The 15,607-nt window shown below is 45.2% G+C and carries 15 protein-coding genes; 4 read left to right on the top strand and 11 right to left on the bottom strand.

Going from position 1 to position 15,607, the window contains the following annotated elements; translation table 11 throughout:
• Positions 1-209 precede the first annotated feature (209 nt).
• The 6 genes from mfd to FOT42_RS05400 all read right to left on the bottom strand — a co-directional run bounded on the left by mfd (position 210) and on the right by FOT42_RS05400 (position 8,469).
• Positions 210-3,695: a transcription-repair coupling factor gene (gene mfd / locus FOT42_RS05425; RefSeq protein WP_151889563.1), complete on the bottom strand. Its 3,486-nt coding sequence runs from the start codon at positions 3,693-3,695 to the stop codon at positions 210-212.
• Between the two features lie 63 nt (positions 3,696-3,758).
• A complete protein-coding gene (locus FOT42_RS05420; RefSeq protein ID WP_151889562.1) occupies positions 3,759-4,727 on the bottom strand; it encodes a hypothetical protein in 969 nt (322 codons plus the stop codon).
• A gap of 95 nt (positions 4,728-4,822) precedes the next feature.
• Positions 4,823-5,455 carry a ligase-associated DNA damage response endonuclease PdeM gene (gene pdeM, locus FOT42_RS05415; protein WP_151889561.1) on the bottom strand — a complete coding sequence of 211 codons (633 nt, stop codon included), beginning with the start codon at positions 5,453-5,455 and terminating at the stop codon, positions 4,823-4,825.
• Positions 5,456-5,749 carry a type II toxin-antitoxin system RelE/ParE family toxin gene (locus tag FOT42_RS05410; protein ID WP_151889560.1) on the bottom strand — a complete coding sequence of 98 codons (294 nt, stop codon included), beginning with the start codon at positions 5,747-5,749 and terminating at the stop codon, positions 5,456-5,458.
• Positions 5,734-5,994 (bottom strand): hypothetical protein, encoded by a 261-nt coding sequence (locus FOT42_RS05405; RefSeq protein ID WP_151889559.1) that lies wholly within the window; start codon positions 5,992-5,994, stop codon positions 5,734-5,736. The genes FOT42_RS05410 and FOT42_RS05405 overlap by 16 nt, the downstream gene beginning before the upstream one ends.
• A 12-nt stretch (positions 5,995-6,006) precedes the next feature.
• Entirely contained in the window at positions 6,007-8,469 is a 2,463-nt protein-coding gene (locus tag FOT42_RS05400; protein ID WP_151889719.1) for a ligase-associated DNA damage response DEXH box helicase, read from the bottom strand.
• Between the two features lie 111 nt (positions 8,470-8,580).
• On the opposite strand from FOT42_RS05400, the gene FOT42_RS05395 reads away from it, so the two are divergent.
• Complete coding sequence (locus FOT42_RS05395) at positions 8,581-9,009, top strand: TerB family tellurite resistance protein (RefSeq protein WP_151889558.1); 429 nt, start codon at positions 8,581-8,583, stop codon at positions 9,007-9,009.
• On the opposite strand, the gene fbp is transcribed toward FOT42_RS05395, so the two are convergent.
• A complete protein-coding gene (fbp, locus tag FOT42_RS05390) occupies positions 9,006-10,013 on the bottom strand; it encodes a class 1 fructose-bisphosphatase (protein ID WP_151889557.1) in 1,008 nt (335 codons plus the stop codon). The two genes, FOT42_RS05395 and fbp, sit on opposite strands and share 4 nt — an antisense overlap.
• Before the next feature lie 110 nt (positions 10,014-10,123).
• Here fbp and FOT42_RS05385 point away from each other — a divergent pair, with 110 nt between their 5' ends.
• The 3 genes from FOT42_RS05385 (at position 10,124) to FOT42_RS05375 (ending at position 13,784) form a co-directional block, all read left to right on the top strand.
• Complete coding sequence (locus FOT42_RS05385; RefSeq protein ID WP_151889556.1) at positions 10,124-10,606, top strand: GNAT family N-acetyltransferase; 483 nt, start codon at positions 10,124-10,126, stop codon at positions 10,604-10,606.
• Between the two features lie 26 nt (positions 10,607-10,632).
• Entirely contained in the window at positions 10,633-11,883 is a 1,251-nt protein-coding gene (locus FOT42_RS05380; RefSeq protein ID WP_151889555.1) for an aspartate kinase, read from the top strand.
• 80 nt (positions 11,884-11,963) lie between these two features.
• Positions 11,964-13,784 (top strand): GNAT family N-acyltransferase, encoded by a 1,821-nt coding sequence (locus tag FOT42_RS05375; RefSeq protein ID WP_151889554.1) that lies wholly within the window; start codon positions 11,964-11,966, stop codon positions 13,782-13,784.
• Between the two features lie 18 nt (positions 13,785-13,802).
• On the opposite strand, the gene FOT42_RS05370 is transcribed toward FOT42_RS05375, so the two are convergent.
• From FOT42_RS05370 to FOT42_RS05355, 4 genes are read right to left on the bottom strand one after another with little or no spacing between them, the layout of a single operon-like run.
• The gene (locus FOT42_RS05370; protein ID WP_151889553.1) at positions 13,803-14,225 is read right to left on the bottom strand and encodes an arsenate reductase ArsC; all 423 of its coding nucleotides are present in this window, start codon (positions 14,223-14,225) and stop codon (positions 13,803-13,805) included.
• A gap of 13 nt (positions 14,226-14,238) precedes the next feature.
• Positions 14,239-14,733, bottom strand: coding sequence for a GNAT family N-acetyltransferase (locus tag FOT42_RS05365; protein ID WP_151889552.1), 495 nt, complete (start codon positions 14,731-14,733; stop codon positions 14,239-14,241).
• Between the two features lie 11 nt (positions 14,734-14,744).
• A complete protein-coding gene (locus FOT42_RS05360; RefSeq protein ID WP_151889551.1) occupies positions 14,745-15,233 on the bottom strand; it encodes a DUF6428 family protein in 489 nt (162 codons plus the stop codon).
• Positions 15,234-15,235: 2 nt separating this feature from the next.
• Positions 15,236-15,559, bottom strand: a complete 324-nt coding sequence (locus FOT42_RS05355; RefSeq protein ID WP_151889550.1) for an ArsR/SmtB family transcription factor — start codon at positions 15,557-15,559, stop codon at positions 15,236-15,238.
• Positions 15,560-15,607 lie beyond the last annotated feature (48 nt).

The raw sequence follows: 15,607 nt of genomic DNA, 5'->3' as shown, positions 1-15,607 counted from the left end.
ATATAGGAGACAAAAAAGTATGGAGGTGCGTAAAAACGACAATCCTACGGGTCAATTCCGCCATATTGTTAATTCACACTGAATCAAGTGGTTTTTGAAACCTATTTTGAAGAGTAGCGATTTCTCAATCGTCACTTCCCGCCTCATCTCGAAATGACATTAATGTTTTGAGGTGCAGAAACAAAAGGATGTATAGAGACCACAAATTCTTATTGGATGTGGAGATTGTCCCCTTGAGTGGACTTTAGGGGTGTTAAAGGCCCCAAAACCTTCAACGCCTTTTCCACACTGGTGATCTTTTCAAAAACCAACAACAATCGCAATCCGCTACGAGTCTGTTTTTCCTTGAGGCGGGCCTGTTGGGAGTGGCTCTGCACGTACTGCAATACTTGGGTGAACACAGGGGTCTGGTAAAAATTGGATTGCTGGTCGGCAATAAAATAGCCCATGAACTTGCCCTGTTTCATCACCACTTTTTCAAGACCAATATGGGAGGCGACCCATTTGATGCGAACGGAATTCAACAAGTCCTGTGCCTGATTGGGCAATTCCCCAAATCGGTCCACCAAATCGGCCTCGAATTTCTGGAGTCCTTCTTCATCCTTCACCTCATTGAGTTGGGTGTACAGGTTCAACCGTTCCGTAATATTGTTGATGTAGTCATCGGGAAAGAGCAGTTCAAAATCGGTATCCAGTTGAATGTCCTTCACATAGACCTTCTCTTTGTGGCCCTCCACTTCTTCGTACAGTTCCTTGAACTCATTTTCCTTGAGTTCCTCAATGGCCTCCGTCAATATTTTTTGGTAGGTCTCAAACCCGATCTCGTTGATGAAACCACTCTGTTCACCACCCAACAAATCCCCTGCACCACGGATTTCAAGGTCTTTCATGGCAATGTTGAACCCACTTCCCAGTTCGGTGAACTGCTCCAAGGCCTCGATACGTTTTCGGGCATCGGGGGTCATCACTTCGTAAGGTGGGGTAATAAAAAAGCAGAACGCCTTTTTGTTGCTTCGTCCCACACGACCACGCATCTGGTGGAGATCGCTCAACCCAAAATTATTGGCATTGTTGATGAAAATGGTATTGGCATTGGTCACGTCCAGACCACTTTCCACAATGGTGGTTGAGACCAGTACGTCAAACTCCCCGTTCATAAAGGCCAACATCAAGGATTCCAATTTTTTGCCCTCCATCTGCCCATGTCCAATACCGATCTTGGCATCGGGCACCAAACGTTGGATCATTCCGGCAACTTCCTTGATGTTCTCTATTCGGTTATGGATAAAGAACACCTGTCCGCCCCGTTGGATCTCATAGGAAATCGCATCACGGATGATCTCTTCATTGAATCGAATGACCTGACTTTCGATGGGGTAGCGATTGGGTGGTGGCGTATTGATTACCGAAAGGTCGCGGGCCGCCATCAAACTGAACTGAAGCGTTCTTGGGATGGGTGTCGCGGTAAGGGTGAGCACATCCACATTTTCCTTGATGGACCTTAGTTTTTCCTTGACCGAAACCCCAAATTTTTGCTCCTCGTCCACAACCAACAACCCTAGATCCTTGAACTGCACATTTTTGTTCACCAGTTGGTGGGTGCCGATGATGATATCCACCTTTCCACTGGCCAAATTTTCTAAGGTTTCCCTTTTCTCCTTGGCCGTTCTAAAACGGTTCAGATAGTCAACAGTGACGGGCATATCTTTCAGTCGTTCCTTAAACGTGCGATTGTGTTGGAAGGCCAAAATGGTGGTGGGCACCAAAACGGCCACCTGTTTGCCATTGTCCACCGCTTTGAATGCCGCACGGACGGCCACTTCGGTCTTTCCAAAACCAACATCCCCACAAATGAGGCGGTCCATCGGGCGTTCGCTCTCCATGTCCTTTTTTACATCTTGGGTCGATTTTTCCTGATCGGGCGTATCCTCGTACAGAAAAGATGCCTCCAATTCATATTGCAAATAGCTGTCGGGGGCATATTGGAAGCCTTTTTCCAGACGTCGCTTCGCATATACCTGGATGAGATTGAAAGCGATCTGTTTGACGCGGCTCTTCGTCTTTTGTTTCAGGGTTTTCCATGCTGCAGAACCGAGTTTGTAGATTTTGGGGGGTGCGCCGTCCTTGCCGTTGTATTTCGATATTTTGTGGAGCGAGTGAATGCTGACGTACAGAATATCCCGATCACCATAAATGAGTTTGATGGCCTCCTGTTTTTTCCCCTCCACATCAATTTTTTGAAGCCCGCCAAACTTCCCAATGCCATGATCAATATGGGTCACGTAGTCCCCAATTTCCAGTTTGTTGAGTTCCTTGAGAGTGATGGCCTGTTTTTTGGCATAGCCATTTTTTAAATGGAACTTGTGATATCGCTCAAAAATCTGATGGTCCGTGTAGCAGGCCAGTTTTAGATCAGGGTCGATGAAACCTTGGTAGAGTGGAAATATCACTGTTTGATAGTGAACATTTTTGTCCACTTCCTGAAAAATATCATGAAAACGTTTGGCTTGTTGCTCGGTGGAACAGAAAATATAGTTGGTAAAACCTGCTTCGCGATTTTCATTGAGGTTTTCAATGAGCAGGTCGAATTTTTTGTTGAAAGAAGGTTGTGGCTTGGTGTTGAATTGGATGGTAAGGCTATTATGGGCTGTCTTCCCGAGCGCAGTCGAGGGAGAAGCTAGGGTAGAACTTTCTGTCTGCTTCTCGACTGCGCTCGAAGTGACAGAAGTTGATCCTATCTCCACCAATAAAAAATCCTCCAATTGTTCCCTCAGCAAAGCTGAATCTACAAAAAGTTCCTTGGGTTCGGCATGCTTGATTTCCTTGCTGAGTTTGGCAAAACTTTCTTCCGCTTTGGCAAAAAAGGAATCAATGCGGTCATAGATCAAGACTGGATTTTTGGCAAAGACCACCGTTTTGGGCGAAATGTATTTCAGAAAACTTTCGCGGCTTTCCTGTAAGAACTTGTTTTCCACATTGGGGATGATAGTGATTTTCTTCACCTTGTCCGTGGAGAGTTGGGTCTCCACATCAAAGGTTCGGATACTGTCCACTTCGTCCCCAAAAAACTCGATGCGATAGGGTTCATCATGGGAAAATGAAAAAACGTCCACAATACCGCCCCGCACCGAAAATTCCCCAGGTTCGGTGACAAAATCCACCCGTTTGAATTGGTATTCAAAAAGGACTTCGTTCAAAAAATCAAGGGAAAGGGTGTCCTCCAGTTTTATTTTGAGTGTGTTTTTGTCGAGTTCCTTTCGAGTGACCACTTTTTCAAAAAGCGCATCGGGATAAGTGACAATGACCGCCGGTTTTTTGCGGGAATTGATGCGGTTCAATACTTCCGCTCTCAGCAAAACATTGGCATTGTCGGTTTCCTCGATTTGATAGGGCCTCCGGTAACTTCCAGGGTAAAAAAGCACATCGTTCTCGCCAATCAGCTGCTCCAAATCGTTCAGGTGATAAGCGGCTTCCTCTTTGTCGTTGAGAATAAACAGAAAAGGAGCATCCGCCGACTTGAAAGCCTCTGAAACTGTAAAGGAAAGGGAAGAACCCACAAGTCCTTTGATGTTGATTTTTTGTGATACCGATGACTTCTCGACTGCGCTCGAAGTGACAGATTGGGCAATAGCATCCTGCAGTTTCCCGAGTTGGGGAGACTGTGCAAAAAGCTGGGAAATGGGGGTTTTGGTCAATCCAAAAACTTTGCGGCAAAGATAAAATGAACAATACTGCTACCAAAAAAATATTGGTCTCATTTACGGTAAAAGCTCTATGTAAAGTTCAAAAGCACCATCTTTGACGAATGTTTGATACTTCTCACCAAGAAATTCACTTTCATATGTGATGTTGAACGAACCCTTGACAAGCTTTTGACCATCCAATAGTTCCACGGAGTCAACGATTATTTGACCATCCAATATGGGGTTTTGGTAAGAATTATACGACAGGTTATATGTATAAGGGTCTTCAAAAAAGGCCAATACTAAATTACCCCAAGTTATATCATACACGCCAGGGTTGTCAATCAGGCTGTCCGTTTGAAATGAAATTTGATGTTTGGTATATAAAGGAACAGCACAATCAAACCCCGGTTCTGCTATTGTTGTGAAATAAGTGTGGGACTCTGCATATTCATAGGCGTAAATCTCTTCATATGAATCCGAGGATTCATATTCTACAATTGTCAACCCAGCGTGTGTGTTATTTTCGATGGTGGCCTTTACAAAAGATTCATTTCTTGTTTTTCCCGTGAACGATTCAATATTCTCAAGAGGCAAGTATTTTTCCAGATAGCGTGTGTAGGATTGCATGGGAATGACCAATGTGTCTCCAATAAAATTATAAATTGAATCCATTGATGGCATGCAATTCATGGTCTCTAAAAATTCGAACTTCCCCTCCTTTGCATATATTTTGTCTTTTCGATTTGCCCACAAATCAAGTTTTCCAGTAAGCAGGTTGTGTCTGTAATAAGTGACATAACCTAGTGAATCAATATTGAAGGCAAAGGTTGGGCTATAAACCTGTGTCCAATTCCCAACCAAAAGGGAATCGATTTTTTCTTCTTCCGGGATTTTTTCCTCATCTTCTTCCTCTTCCTGATTCTCTATTTCCTCTATCTCATCTTCGGCAGTGCTGGATTCACAGCTGACATTGAAGATGATTAAGGCAAAAAAAAGAAATCCATATAAAACGAGGGTTTTGTTAAAATGGAATGTTTTCATAAAACCAATAATACTGTTTTTTGTCGCTCTGGTCCAAAAATAATGGTTGAAAAGATGGGATTTTTCAGTAAAAACCCATTTGTTCTGATTTGCTCCTATACCTTCATCACTGCATTCTCCACAATGGCATAGACCTCATCATTTTTTGATGGGTTCATGGTATAGGTTCCGGTAAACTCCCCAAAAGCGGGCAAGATTATTTGGTTTTTACTTTTAAAAAAGCAAGGAAGTTTAAGCTTTTGTCGCCCAAATCCATACAATTTCACGGCAGGGTGGATGTGTCCGCAAAAAGTGAACAACCCTTCGCGTTCTTCAGGGTGATGGGTCAAGAGAAAATTATCGATGATGAGTTCTGGGAAGATTTCAACGTTGAGCTGCCTATATTTTTCCGGGGCGATGATGTCGTGGTTGCCCGACACCAAAATGATCTCTGCAGGGGTTTTGGCCACCCAATTTTCAAACAATTCCCACTCCTTGTTTAGCGAGGAATGGAAAAGGTCACCCAAAAAGCAGATTTGAAAGGGTTGAAAATCAGTTACGATCATATCTAGCAGCACAAAATTCTTATGGATGGCCTTTCGGGGCACCGCCGCACCGAATTTTCGAAAGTGGTTCACTTTTCCCAAATGTACATCGCTGATCAGCAACAACGATTTCTCTTTCCAAAAAAGGCCACCCAAAGGGTGAAGTTGGAACTCCTTGCCTTGTATGTGGATATCCAAGGTCATTTACAAGCGTAGTTTTGAGGGATCTTGCCTTGAATCCCAAACTAAATGGATCACAATTTCGGCTGTTCGTATTTCATAAAAAATCTTGAAATCGCCCTTAATGAGCACCCGAATGTTTTCCATGTCCGTTTTTAAACCAACAAGGGGGTATTTTGCCAATAGTTTGACACTCTCATAAATTTCCTTGTTGAGTTTTCTGCTATACGTATTGGAATGATTTCTTTGGCAGTAGAATTCAAGAATTTTGGTGAAGAGGTTGGTTGCTTTTGGAGTCCAGACTATTCTTTTAGCCATTCTTCATTTTTTTTGAAAACGGCATCATTGGAAATTATATGGTTCGATCTGTACTCCGAAATGCTCTCAGCTATAAAGTTTTGTTCAAATTTTGAAAGCTTGTACTCTTTTTTAAAATCGTGGGACGCGAGTATTTCCTTCAGAAGCAAAAGCGTTTCCTTGTCCTTTATTGACAGCAAATTTTTTATAATATCCGTCTGAAGCTCAGCAATGCCCATACACTCTTTTTGTGTAAAGTTAATCATTTGATGGATTTATCACTTCATCAAAAGTTTTGTCATCCGTTTGATGCGATCCGCCAATTTTTCATTGGACAATTTTTCCCGAAGTCTGTCCGTAATGATCGGAAAGGAAAACGGAGTGGCATTTTTGCATTGCTTCCAAACAATTTCCTGTTTAGCGATGCGTTCCAAGGCCAATCGTAAACGACCTTCTTCCAATTGGTGTTCAAAAGTTTCGGTATATGCCTGTTGATAGAGGAGGTTGTCGTCCTCAAAATCCTTGAACACATCGAATAACAATTCCGAACTGCTTTGCAGGTGCTTCATTTTCACTCCTTTTTCGGGATAGCCGGTAAACACCATGCCGCTGATAACCGCAATATCCCGAAATTTTCGTCGCGCCATTTCGTTGGAGTTCAAGCTTTTTTGAAGGTCGGAAAGCATATACTCCGCAGTAAATAAATTGTTGTCCAAAATCCCCTGAATATCAATGGGTTTGTCCGAAAGCAACTCAAAACCATAGTCATTAAAGGCGAGGGAGCAGGTAATGGGGGTCAACAAACTAATGCGATACGCCAGCAGACTGCTCATGCCCTCGTGGATGGAGCGCCCCTCAAAAGGATAGAAGATATGATGGTGGCCGTCGTTGGTCTCAAAAGTCTCAATTAGGAATTGGTCGGGGAGGGGGACGATACTTTCTTCCCGCTGCTTGGCAAACATGGGAGCCAAAGATTGAATTTCCTTGGATTGTTCCGAAAAAGGAACTTCGGCCGTGTACAATTCTTGCCGAAGCAACTCCGACATCTTTGCAGAAAAACTCAAACGCCCGCCCATCCAACTGGGCACTTTATTGGTGCGTTTGGAGGAATTCCGGACATGGGCCGCCATGCCTTTTATCCGAATGAATTCCAAATTTCGGCCTGCAAAGGTAAAGACATCCCCCGGACTCAATTTTGAAATAAAATACTCCTCGATGGAACCGATGTATCCTCCCTTTTGGTACCGAACATGAATGGTGGCATCGCCCACAATGGTCCCGATCTGGAATCGGTGCCGCATGGCAACAGCGCGACTATTGACCTTAAATTTTCCATCCTCCTCTACCTCCACTTTTTTGTACTCGTCGTAACTTTTCAGGCTTTGGCTGCCCATCACCAAAAAATTGAGAAGCCACCGCCATTGTTCATCGCTTATGGCCTGGTAACAAAAGGTTTGTTTGATTTCTGGATAGATTTCATCGGGATAAAACCCATCGGAAACCGCCAAAGTGGTCAAGTATTGAATGAGTACATCAAAACTGTTGAGGTAGGGGATGCGGTCCTCAACGGCACTGTTCAGAACCGCTTTTTGCATGGCCGAAGCCTCAATGAGTTCCATGGCATGCGTGGGCAAAAAGTAAATGACACTTTCTTTTCCGGGACGATGTCCGCTTCGCCCGGCACGTTGCAAAAATCGGGCAACACCTTTGGGCCCACCAATCTGTACCACGGTCTCCACAGGAGCAAAATCCACCCCCAGATCGAGACTGGAGGTGCATACCACCGCTTTCAAACTTTCATTGCGGATGGCCTGCTCCACCCAAAGGCGGGTTTCCTTGTTGATGCTACCATGGTGCATGGCGATTTCCCCGGCAAACTCTGGATATTTTTCCAATATTTTTTGGAACCAGATTTCGCACTGGCTTCGCGTATTGGTAAAAAGTAAAGTGGTTTTGCTGTTGTTGATGATTGGCACTACATCATCCAACAAATGCAAGCCCAAATGTCCCCGCCACGGAAAGGTTTCCATTTCCTTGGGGATAATGCTCTTGACCGTGATTTTTTTGTTGATCTCAGCTTTGATCAAAACAGAGTTTTCCAGTTCTTTGGAGGTTGGCCCCAATAAAACTTCCCTAGCCTGTTCCAGATTGCCAATGGTGGCCGAGATGCCCCAAATCCGGAGATTTTTGCATACGGATTTCAATCGGGATAGGCCCAATTCCATCTGCACACCACGTTTGGTGCCCAAAAGTTCGTGCCATTCGTCCACCACAATGGCGGAGCAATCCTTAAAAAGTTTCGGGTAGTCTTTGGAGGAAAGCAACAATTGCAGACTTTCCGGGGTGGTGATCAAAAGGTCGGGCATGGTGGTTTTCTGTCTTGATCGTTCCTTGGTCGAAGTATCCCCAGTCCGAATGCCCACGGTCATCTGGGTCTCCAAATCTTGCGTAATCCGCTCTGCGGATTGTTTGATTTCTTGGGAAAGGGCCCGAAGCGGGGTTATCCAAATGGCCTTCAACCCTTTCTTGTGTTTGGTTTTGTAATCTGGATGGTTTTTGATGTAATTCAACACAATGGGAAACCAAAGGGCATAGGTCTTCCCACTTCCGGTCGGGGCATTCAACAAGCCGTGCTTCCCTTCCATAAAAGCGGCCCAAGTCTGCTTTTGGAACGGAAAAGGCTTCCAACTTTGTTGCTGGAACCAGTTTTCGGCAATATGGAACAGTTCAGGTTCTTTCAGGGGATGGGTGTTCACACGTTGTACTTGGATTGAAAATTACGAATTTCTTTTGTGGCGATTTACCCTCCTTTTTTGCGATAAGATTTATATTTGTGCCACAAAATTTGAGATATGCCCATTTTAGACCTTTACGAGCACGGAGACCATAGAAGGAACTTGGCCCATTTTGCCACTTTGGCCAGTTTGGCTGCCATTGATGGAGAAATCAACTCCGAAGAGCGGGCGATACTGCAAAAATTTGCCTTCAAGCTAGACATTACCGAGGAGGAGTTCAAGGAGGTCATGAAGAAAGAGAACAAATACCCTATAGAAACTCCACATAGTGGGGAGAAAAGGTATCAGCGACTGTTCGATTTTTTCCAGATTATCTTTTCAGACCACGATATTGACGAGGAGGAGCGTAGGATGGTCGAAAAATACGCCATTGGCCTTGGGTTCTCACCCAAAAAGGCGGCGCACATCATTGATAAATCCATCGCCATTTTCATGGGTAAGATTGCCTTTGAGGACTACCACGAAATCGTAAAGAGGGAAGACTAGGCCTTTGACATAAACTCCTCGGCCTTTTCCACCATTTTTTTGCTTCCACAGAAAAAGGGAATCCTTTCATGGAGCTCTGTGGGCTGAACGTCCAGAATACGTCTGAACCCATCGCTTGCCTTTCCGTTGGCCTGCTCCGCCAAAAAGGCCATGGGATTGCATTCGTATAATAAACGAAGCTTCCCATTCTGCACCTTGCTGCTCTTGGGGTACATGTAGATGCCCCCCTTGATCATGTTGCGGTGAAAATCGGACACTAACGATCCGATATACCTGGACGTGTAGGGACGATCTCCTTCCTCCATTTGACAATATTTGATGTAATCCTTCACCCCTTGTGGAAAATGGATATAATTCCCCTCGTTCACGGAATAGATCTTGCCTGTTTCTGGAAACTGCATATTGGGGTGGGACAGATAAAAAGTTCCCAGGGCAGGGTTCAGCGTAAAGCCGTTTACTCCGTGGCCAGTGGTATAGACCAGCATGGTGGAGGTTCCATAAATGATATAGCCCGCTGCGATCTGGTTTTTTCCAGGCTGAAGAAAATCCTCAAGGGTCACAGGGGTACCTACCGGGGTAACTCTCCGGTAAATGGAAAAAATGGTGCCAACGGAAACGTTCACATCAATGTTCGAGGAGCCATCCAAAGGATCGATGAGCACCACATATTTGTTTTGGTGCTGTTTGTCAAAACTGTTGATGCTGATAAAATCATCCTCTTCCTCTGAGGCTATCCCACATACAATTTCCCGGTTCTTTAGGGTCTGGATGAACTTTTCATTGGCCAGGACGTCCAATTTTTGTTGGTTCTCGCCTTGAATATTGGTGTCCCCGGCCGCACCGATGATGTCCACAAGACCAGCCTTGTTCACTTCATGGTTCACCACTTTGGCGGCCAATCGGATGCCATTCAGCAAGCGGGAAAGTTCCCCAGAGGTGTATCGAAATGAATTTTGGTTGGCGATGATGAACTCGCCCAAGGTGCGGTGTTGTTTTTCAAACATGGAAGGTTGTTTTATTTGGGGACAAATATCGTGCATTTTGTGAAACTACAACGATTTCGCTACTGTCAATTTTTGTAATTTTATAACTTTGAGTTTTATTTGTAACAATTATGGAATACGCTATCAGAGATGCCAGACCCGACGACATGGAGCAAGTATTGGCCCTTGTTCAGGAATTGGCCGATTTTGAAAAGGAACCCGATGCCGTTGAAATCACCAAGGAGGATTTGGTGAAAGATGGTTTTGGGGAAACCAAGTTGTTCCATTGTTTTGTGGCGGAGACAGATGGGGACATTGCCGGAATAGCCTTGGTATATCCCAGATATTCCACTTGGAAGGGCCCTGCCATCCATTTGGAAGATCTGATCGTTTCCAAAAAAATGAGGGGCAGCGGCCTGGGAACTGCTTTGTTGGACGAGGTGGTGCGGTATGGCCATGGCCTTGGTGTGAAGCGGATATGCTGGGAGGTCCTGGACTGGAACGAGCCAGCCATTGCTTTTTATGAGAAAAAAGGGGCCAATGTGCTACGGGATTGGGATGTGGTGCAATTGGACGAGAACGGAATCAAAAAATATATGGAAAGTCTGAACTGATCTTTTCTAAAAACAATATACGGTAGATGAGAGTTTTTAAGTTTGGGGGTGCCTCGGTGAAGGATGCCGAGGGGGTACAGAATGTGGTGAATGTGTTGAAAGAGGTAGGCTACCAAGATACTCTCGTGGTCATCTCGGCCATGGGAAAGACCACCAATGCCATGGAAAAAGTAGTGGAGGCCTATTTTAATGACAAGAACGGACTGCCTTCGGCCATTCAGGAAGTGATCGATTATCACCATGGGATTTTGTCCGATCTGTTTCAAAACCCCAAACACCCCATTTACGATAAGGTGAAAGTGCTTTTCGAAGAAGTGAAGGGTTTTTTGGCCTGGAACAAGTCGCCCAAATACGGTTTTGTATATGATCAAGTGGTGGGATATGGTGAACTGTTCTCCACTACCATCATGAGTGCTTACTTGAACGAGGTGGGCCTTTCCAATACCTGGTTGGATGTACGGAACTTGATCAAAACGGACAATAACTATCGGGATGCCCAGATCAATTGGGAGCGGACCCAAACTGAGGTGTCGGCCAGAGTGGATATGTCCAAATTGAACATCACGCAGGGCTTTCTGGGCAGTGACGACAACAACTTTACCACCACCTTGGGCAGGGAGGGATCGGATTATACCGCCGCCATTTTGGCCTATTGCCTCAATGCAGAATCCGTGACCATTTGGAAGGATGTCCCCGGCGTTCTGAATGCTGACCCTAGGAACTTTCAGGAGACCACACTGTTGGACCTGATTTCCTATCGAGAGGCCATAGAACTGGCTTTTTACGGAGCTTCGGTGATCCATCCCAAAACATTGCAGCCCTTGCAGCGAAAGGAAATTCCCCTTCATGTGAAATCGTTCATCAATCCAAAAGATAAGGGCACCACGGTGGGCAAAGGGGTCGGGATCGTACCCAAGGTTCCCTGTTTTATCGTAAAAAAGAACCAAGTGCTGCTGAAACTTTCCACGTTGGACTTTTCCTTCATCGTTGAGGACAGCATCAGTGAAATATTCAAATTGTTCCATGATCATAGGTTGAAGGTGGACCTTATCCAGAATTCCGCCATCAGCTTTTCAGTTTGTCTGGACAACAAGTTCAACGGCCTTAACCCCATGCTGGAAGAATTGAAACGAAAGTTCAAGGTCGTCTGCCACGAAGATGTATCGCTCTATACCATCCGCCATTTTGATGACGATGCGGTGAAATCCCTACAGAACGGAAAATCCGTACTCGTGGAGCAACGGGGCAAGGAAACGGTACAACTTGTTGTAAAATAAGCACTTCCGTACACATCCGAGGCCTAAAAGGACAATGGCCGTAATTTTCTATCTTTACCCCTACCTAAATTCAAGAATGCATGGGGTTGGTTACTGCAAAAGAAGTGGCAAAGGTGGTCCATCTGGACAAATATGGTTTTTTGGGGACTTTTGTGGGATGGCTTTTGATGGTTGCCACCAAGATCACGACCATAAATCGGTTCTATAACAAAAACAAGGAGCTTCCCGGGCCAGAGTTCTTGGATGCTATTCTGGAGCATTACGAAATCGATTTTGAAATCCCCGAAGAGGACTTGAAAAGGCTTCCGAAGTCGGGTCCATATATCACCATAAGCAACCATCCCTTGGGGGGTATTGATGGGGTATTGCTTCTCAAACTGATGCTGAACGAGCGTCCTGATTTCAAGATCATCGCCAATTTTCTATTGCATAGGATAGAGCCTTTGCGGCCCTACATCATGCCAGTGAACCCTTTTGAGAGCCACAAGGATGCCAAGAGCAGTATCATGGGTTTCAAAAGCGCGCTCAACCATTTGCGGGAAGGCCATCCATTGGGGATTTTTCCGGCAGGGGAGGTGTCCACTTATAAAGATGGAAAATTAGTGGTGGACAGACCTTGGGAGGAAGCGGCCATCAAACTGATCCGAAAGGCGGAAGTGCCCGTAGTGCCTATCTATTTTCATGCAAGGAACAGTCGCCTTTTTTACGCACTTTCCAAAATGAACGATGTATTCCGAACGGCCAAACTGCCATCGGAGCTGACCTCCCAGCGGATGCGACCCATAAAAGTACGTATCGGCCAACCCATTTCGGTAGCCACCCAGAACGAGGAAGAAACCTTGGAATCCTTCACCGAACTGCTCAGAAAAAAGACCTATCTGTTGGCCAATGCCTTTGAAAAGGAACGCTTGATCGACAAGGTCCCGACCTCTTTGAAAATCCCGAAACCACCCCAAAAAATTGCTACGCCCATCAACTCGAAGGTGCTTGCCGAAGAAATAGAACGATTGCGGGAAAAGGATTGCCGTGTGCTCCAGAGCAAAAATTATGAGGTGTTCTTGGCCAAGCAAGAGGATATGCCCTTTTGCCTGAATGAAATTGGGAGGCAACGCGAAGTGACCTTCAGGGAAGTGGGTGAGGGGACCAACAATGCCATAGACCTGGACAAGTTCGACTCCTATTACCACCACCTTTTTCTTTGGGATGATGACGAAAAGGCCTTGGTTGGGGCCTACCGCATGGGACTGGGGTCCGAAATATTTGAGAAATACGGGATAGATGGCTTTTATCTCCAAGATCTTTTTCGATTTGAACCCGAACTATACGACATGATGGCCAAGTCCATAGAAATGGGAAGGGCCTATATCATCAAGGAATACCAACAAAAACCCATGCCCTTGTTTTTGCTGTGGAAGGGGATCGTGCATACCACATTGAGGCACCCGGAGCATAAATATTTGATAGGTGGGGTGAGCATCAGCAACCAGTTTTCCAATTTTTCAAAATCCCTGATGATTGAGTTCATGAAGTCCAACTACTGGGATCCTTATGTGGCCCAATACATCCGTCCCAAAAAAGAGTTCAAGGTAAAGCTCAAGGATGCCGATAAGGAGTTTGTGTTCGATGAGACCCAGGCGGACCTCAATAAGTTCGATAAATTGATCAGCGAGGTGGAACCAGGGAACTTACGATTGCCGGTATTGATCAAAAAGTACATCAAGCAGAATGCCAGAGTGGTGGCCTTCAATGTAGACCCGCTGTTCAACAATTCGGTGGATGGGCTTATGTACATCAAGATTGCCGATCTGCCCGAAAGCACCGTGAAGCCGGTCATGGAGGAGTTCCAGGCCGAACTGGAACGAAAAATGGCAGAGGGCAACGGCCCAACTGCCATTAACTAAACATATACTTAGCTGGGTTTAGTTTGCCAATTCGTCCTTTACAAAAGCGTAGCAGAATTCCTTTATGCTGTTTCTGGCTTGGGTAAAGGCATTATGAATGTCTTCTTCGGAACCTTTGGTTTTGGAGGGGTCAAAAAAGTTTTGGTGTATCCTCTGTGCATTTTTGGAAGGGATATACGGGCAATGTTCCTTGGCATGGTCGCACACCGTAATGATATAGTCCCAATCAATGCCCTGATATTCATCCACATGGTTGGAGGTATGGTGGGAAATATCAATGCCATCTTCCTTCATGATGGACACGGCCCCAGGGTTCAGGCCATGGGTCTCTATCCCGGCACTATAGATTTTGGCCAGATTGTCCTGAAAATGGTTCAGGTAGCCATGGGCCATTTGGCTTCTGCAAGAATTTCCTGTACAAAGTACCAATACGTTTTTCATGTTTTTTTTGGTGTTATTGATCCAATCCTACTGATGTGCTCCTTTTTTCAAACAACAGATTATCTTTCCATTCCCCATTGATCTTGCCGATTTTCTCCCTTTTACCAATATATCTAAACCCCACTTTTTCATGCAGTTTGATGCTGGCAAGGTTTTCTGGAAAAATTCCGGACTGAATGGTCCAAAATCCTGCTTTTTCACTTTCTTCAATCAAGCGTTCCATCAGCAATCGGCCTATTCCATTGCCCCTGCTTTGGGCGGAAATATAGATGCTGACCTCGCCGACACCGCCATACACGCAACGGCTGGACACCGGCGAGAGGGCTGCCCATCCCAAAAGGACACCGTTCTCCTCGGCAACCAATCTGGAATGCGTGGTATGGGTACTGTCCCATTGTGCATAATCAGGCGCACTGGTCTCAAATGTGGCGAATCCGGTAGCTATTCCTTCGGAATAGATGTTGGAAACCTGCTCCCAATCGGAAACGATCATGTTTCGAACTATCATCTCCCTTTATATTAACAACAACCTGATCCAGGGGTACAGCACGCTTTTTCCTCAGCAAGGTCTTCGGCAACAACGCCACAGGTCTCCTTGGCCTTGCAATCTGTTTTTTCAACGGATAACTTCAAGATGAGTGTTTTGTTGTCCAAGGTATAATCGTCCACAAAGAGCTGTGCGGTATGGAACTCAGGATTACCATATTCAAATTTGATCTCAGCATCTTGGACCATGGGTTTGATACGGTCCACCTTGTTCAGGATGCCCAATGCCTTATAGGCAGACATGAACCCGGTTTTGTCCTTCTCCTTTGGACTTTCCCAAAGCTGGACAATGGTCTCTTTCCAAAAATCGGTATTGGCACCACAGTCAACAGTGTCAATGGTGATGTTTTTCACTTCGGTGATGTGGTAGTTGGCCCCAACGAACTGTTCCGGTGCATATTCAAAGAGCAAACTCTTGTCTTGGTGTTGTTTTAAAAGGGATAGGAATTCAGATGTTTTCATGGTCAACAGCAATTACGGTTAATATTGGAAAAGAACAGATGGAAGGATTGTTGTAGTTCGTCCCAACGTTCTTGGTTGATACAGTAACAAAGGTTTTTCCCTTCAAAGGTGCCCCGAAGGAGGCCTATTTTCTTGATTTCGTTCAAATGTTGCGATATGGTGGGCTGCGAAAGACCTATCACGTCCACAAGGTCGTTGCAGATGCAATTGTCCTGTTTGCTGATATACTCCAAGATGGCGATCCTGGCAGGATGGGCCATGACCTTCGCGATTTTGGCCAGCTCATTGTGGGCTGTGGAAAAAATATGTGTTTTGGAGGCGCCCATGAAATGTCTATGAATAAAAATTTAATATTGCAATATTACGATGATATA

This window comes from Flagellimonas hadalis (genome assembly GCF_007785775.2).
Lineage (GTDB): Bacteria > Bacteroidota > Bacteroidia > Flavobacteriales > Flavobacteriaceae > Flagellimonas > Flagellimonas hadalis.
Note: the sequence above shows the minus strand (reverse complement) of the source record. Positions and strands in the feature narration are given on the sequence as shown.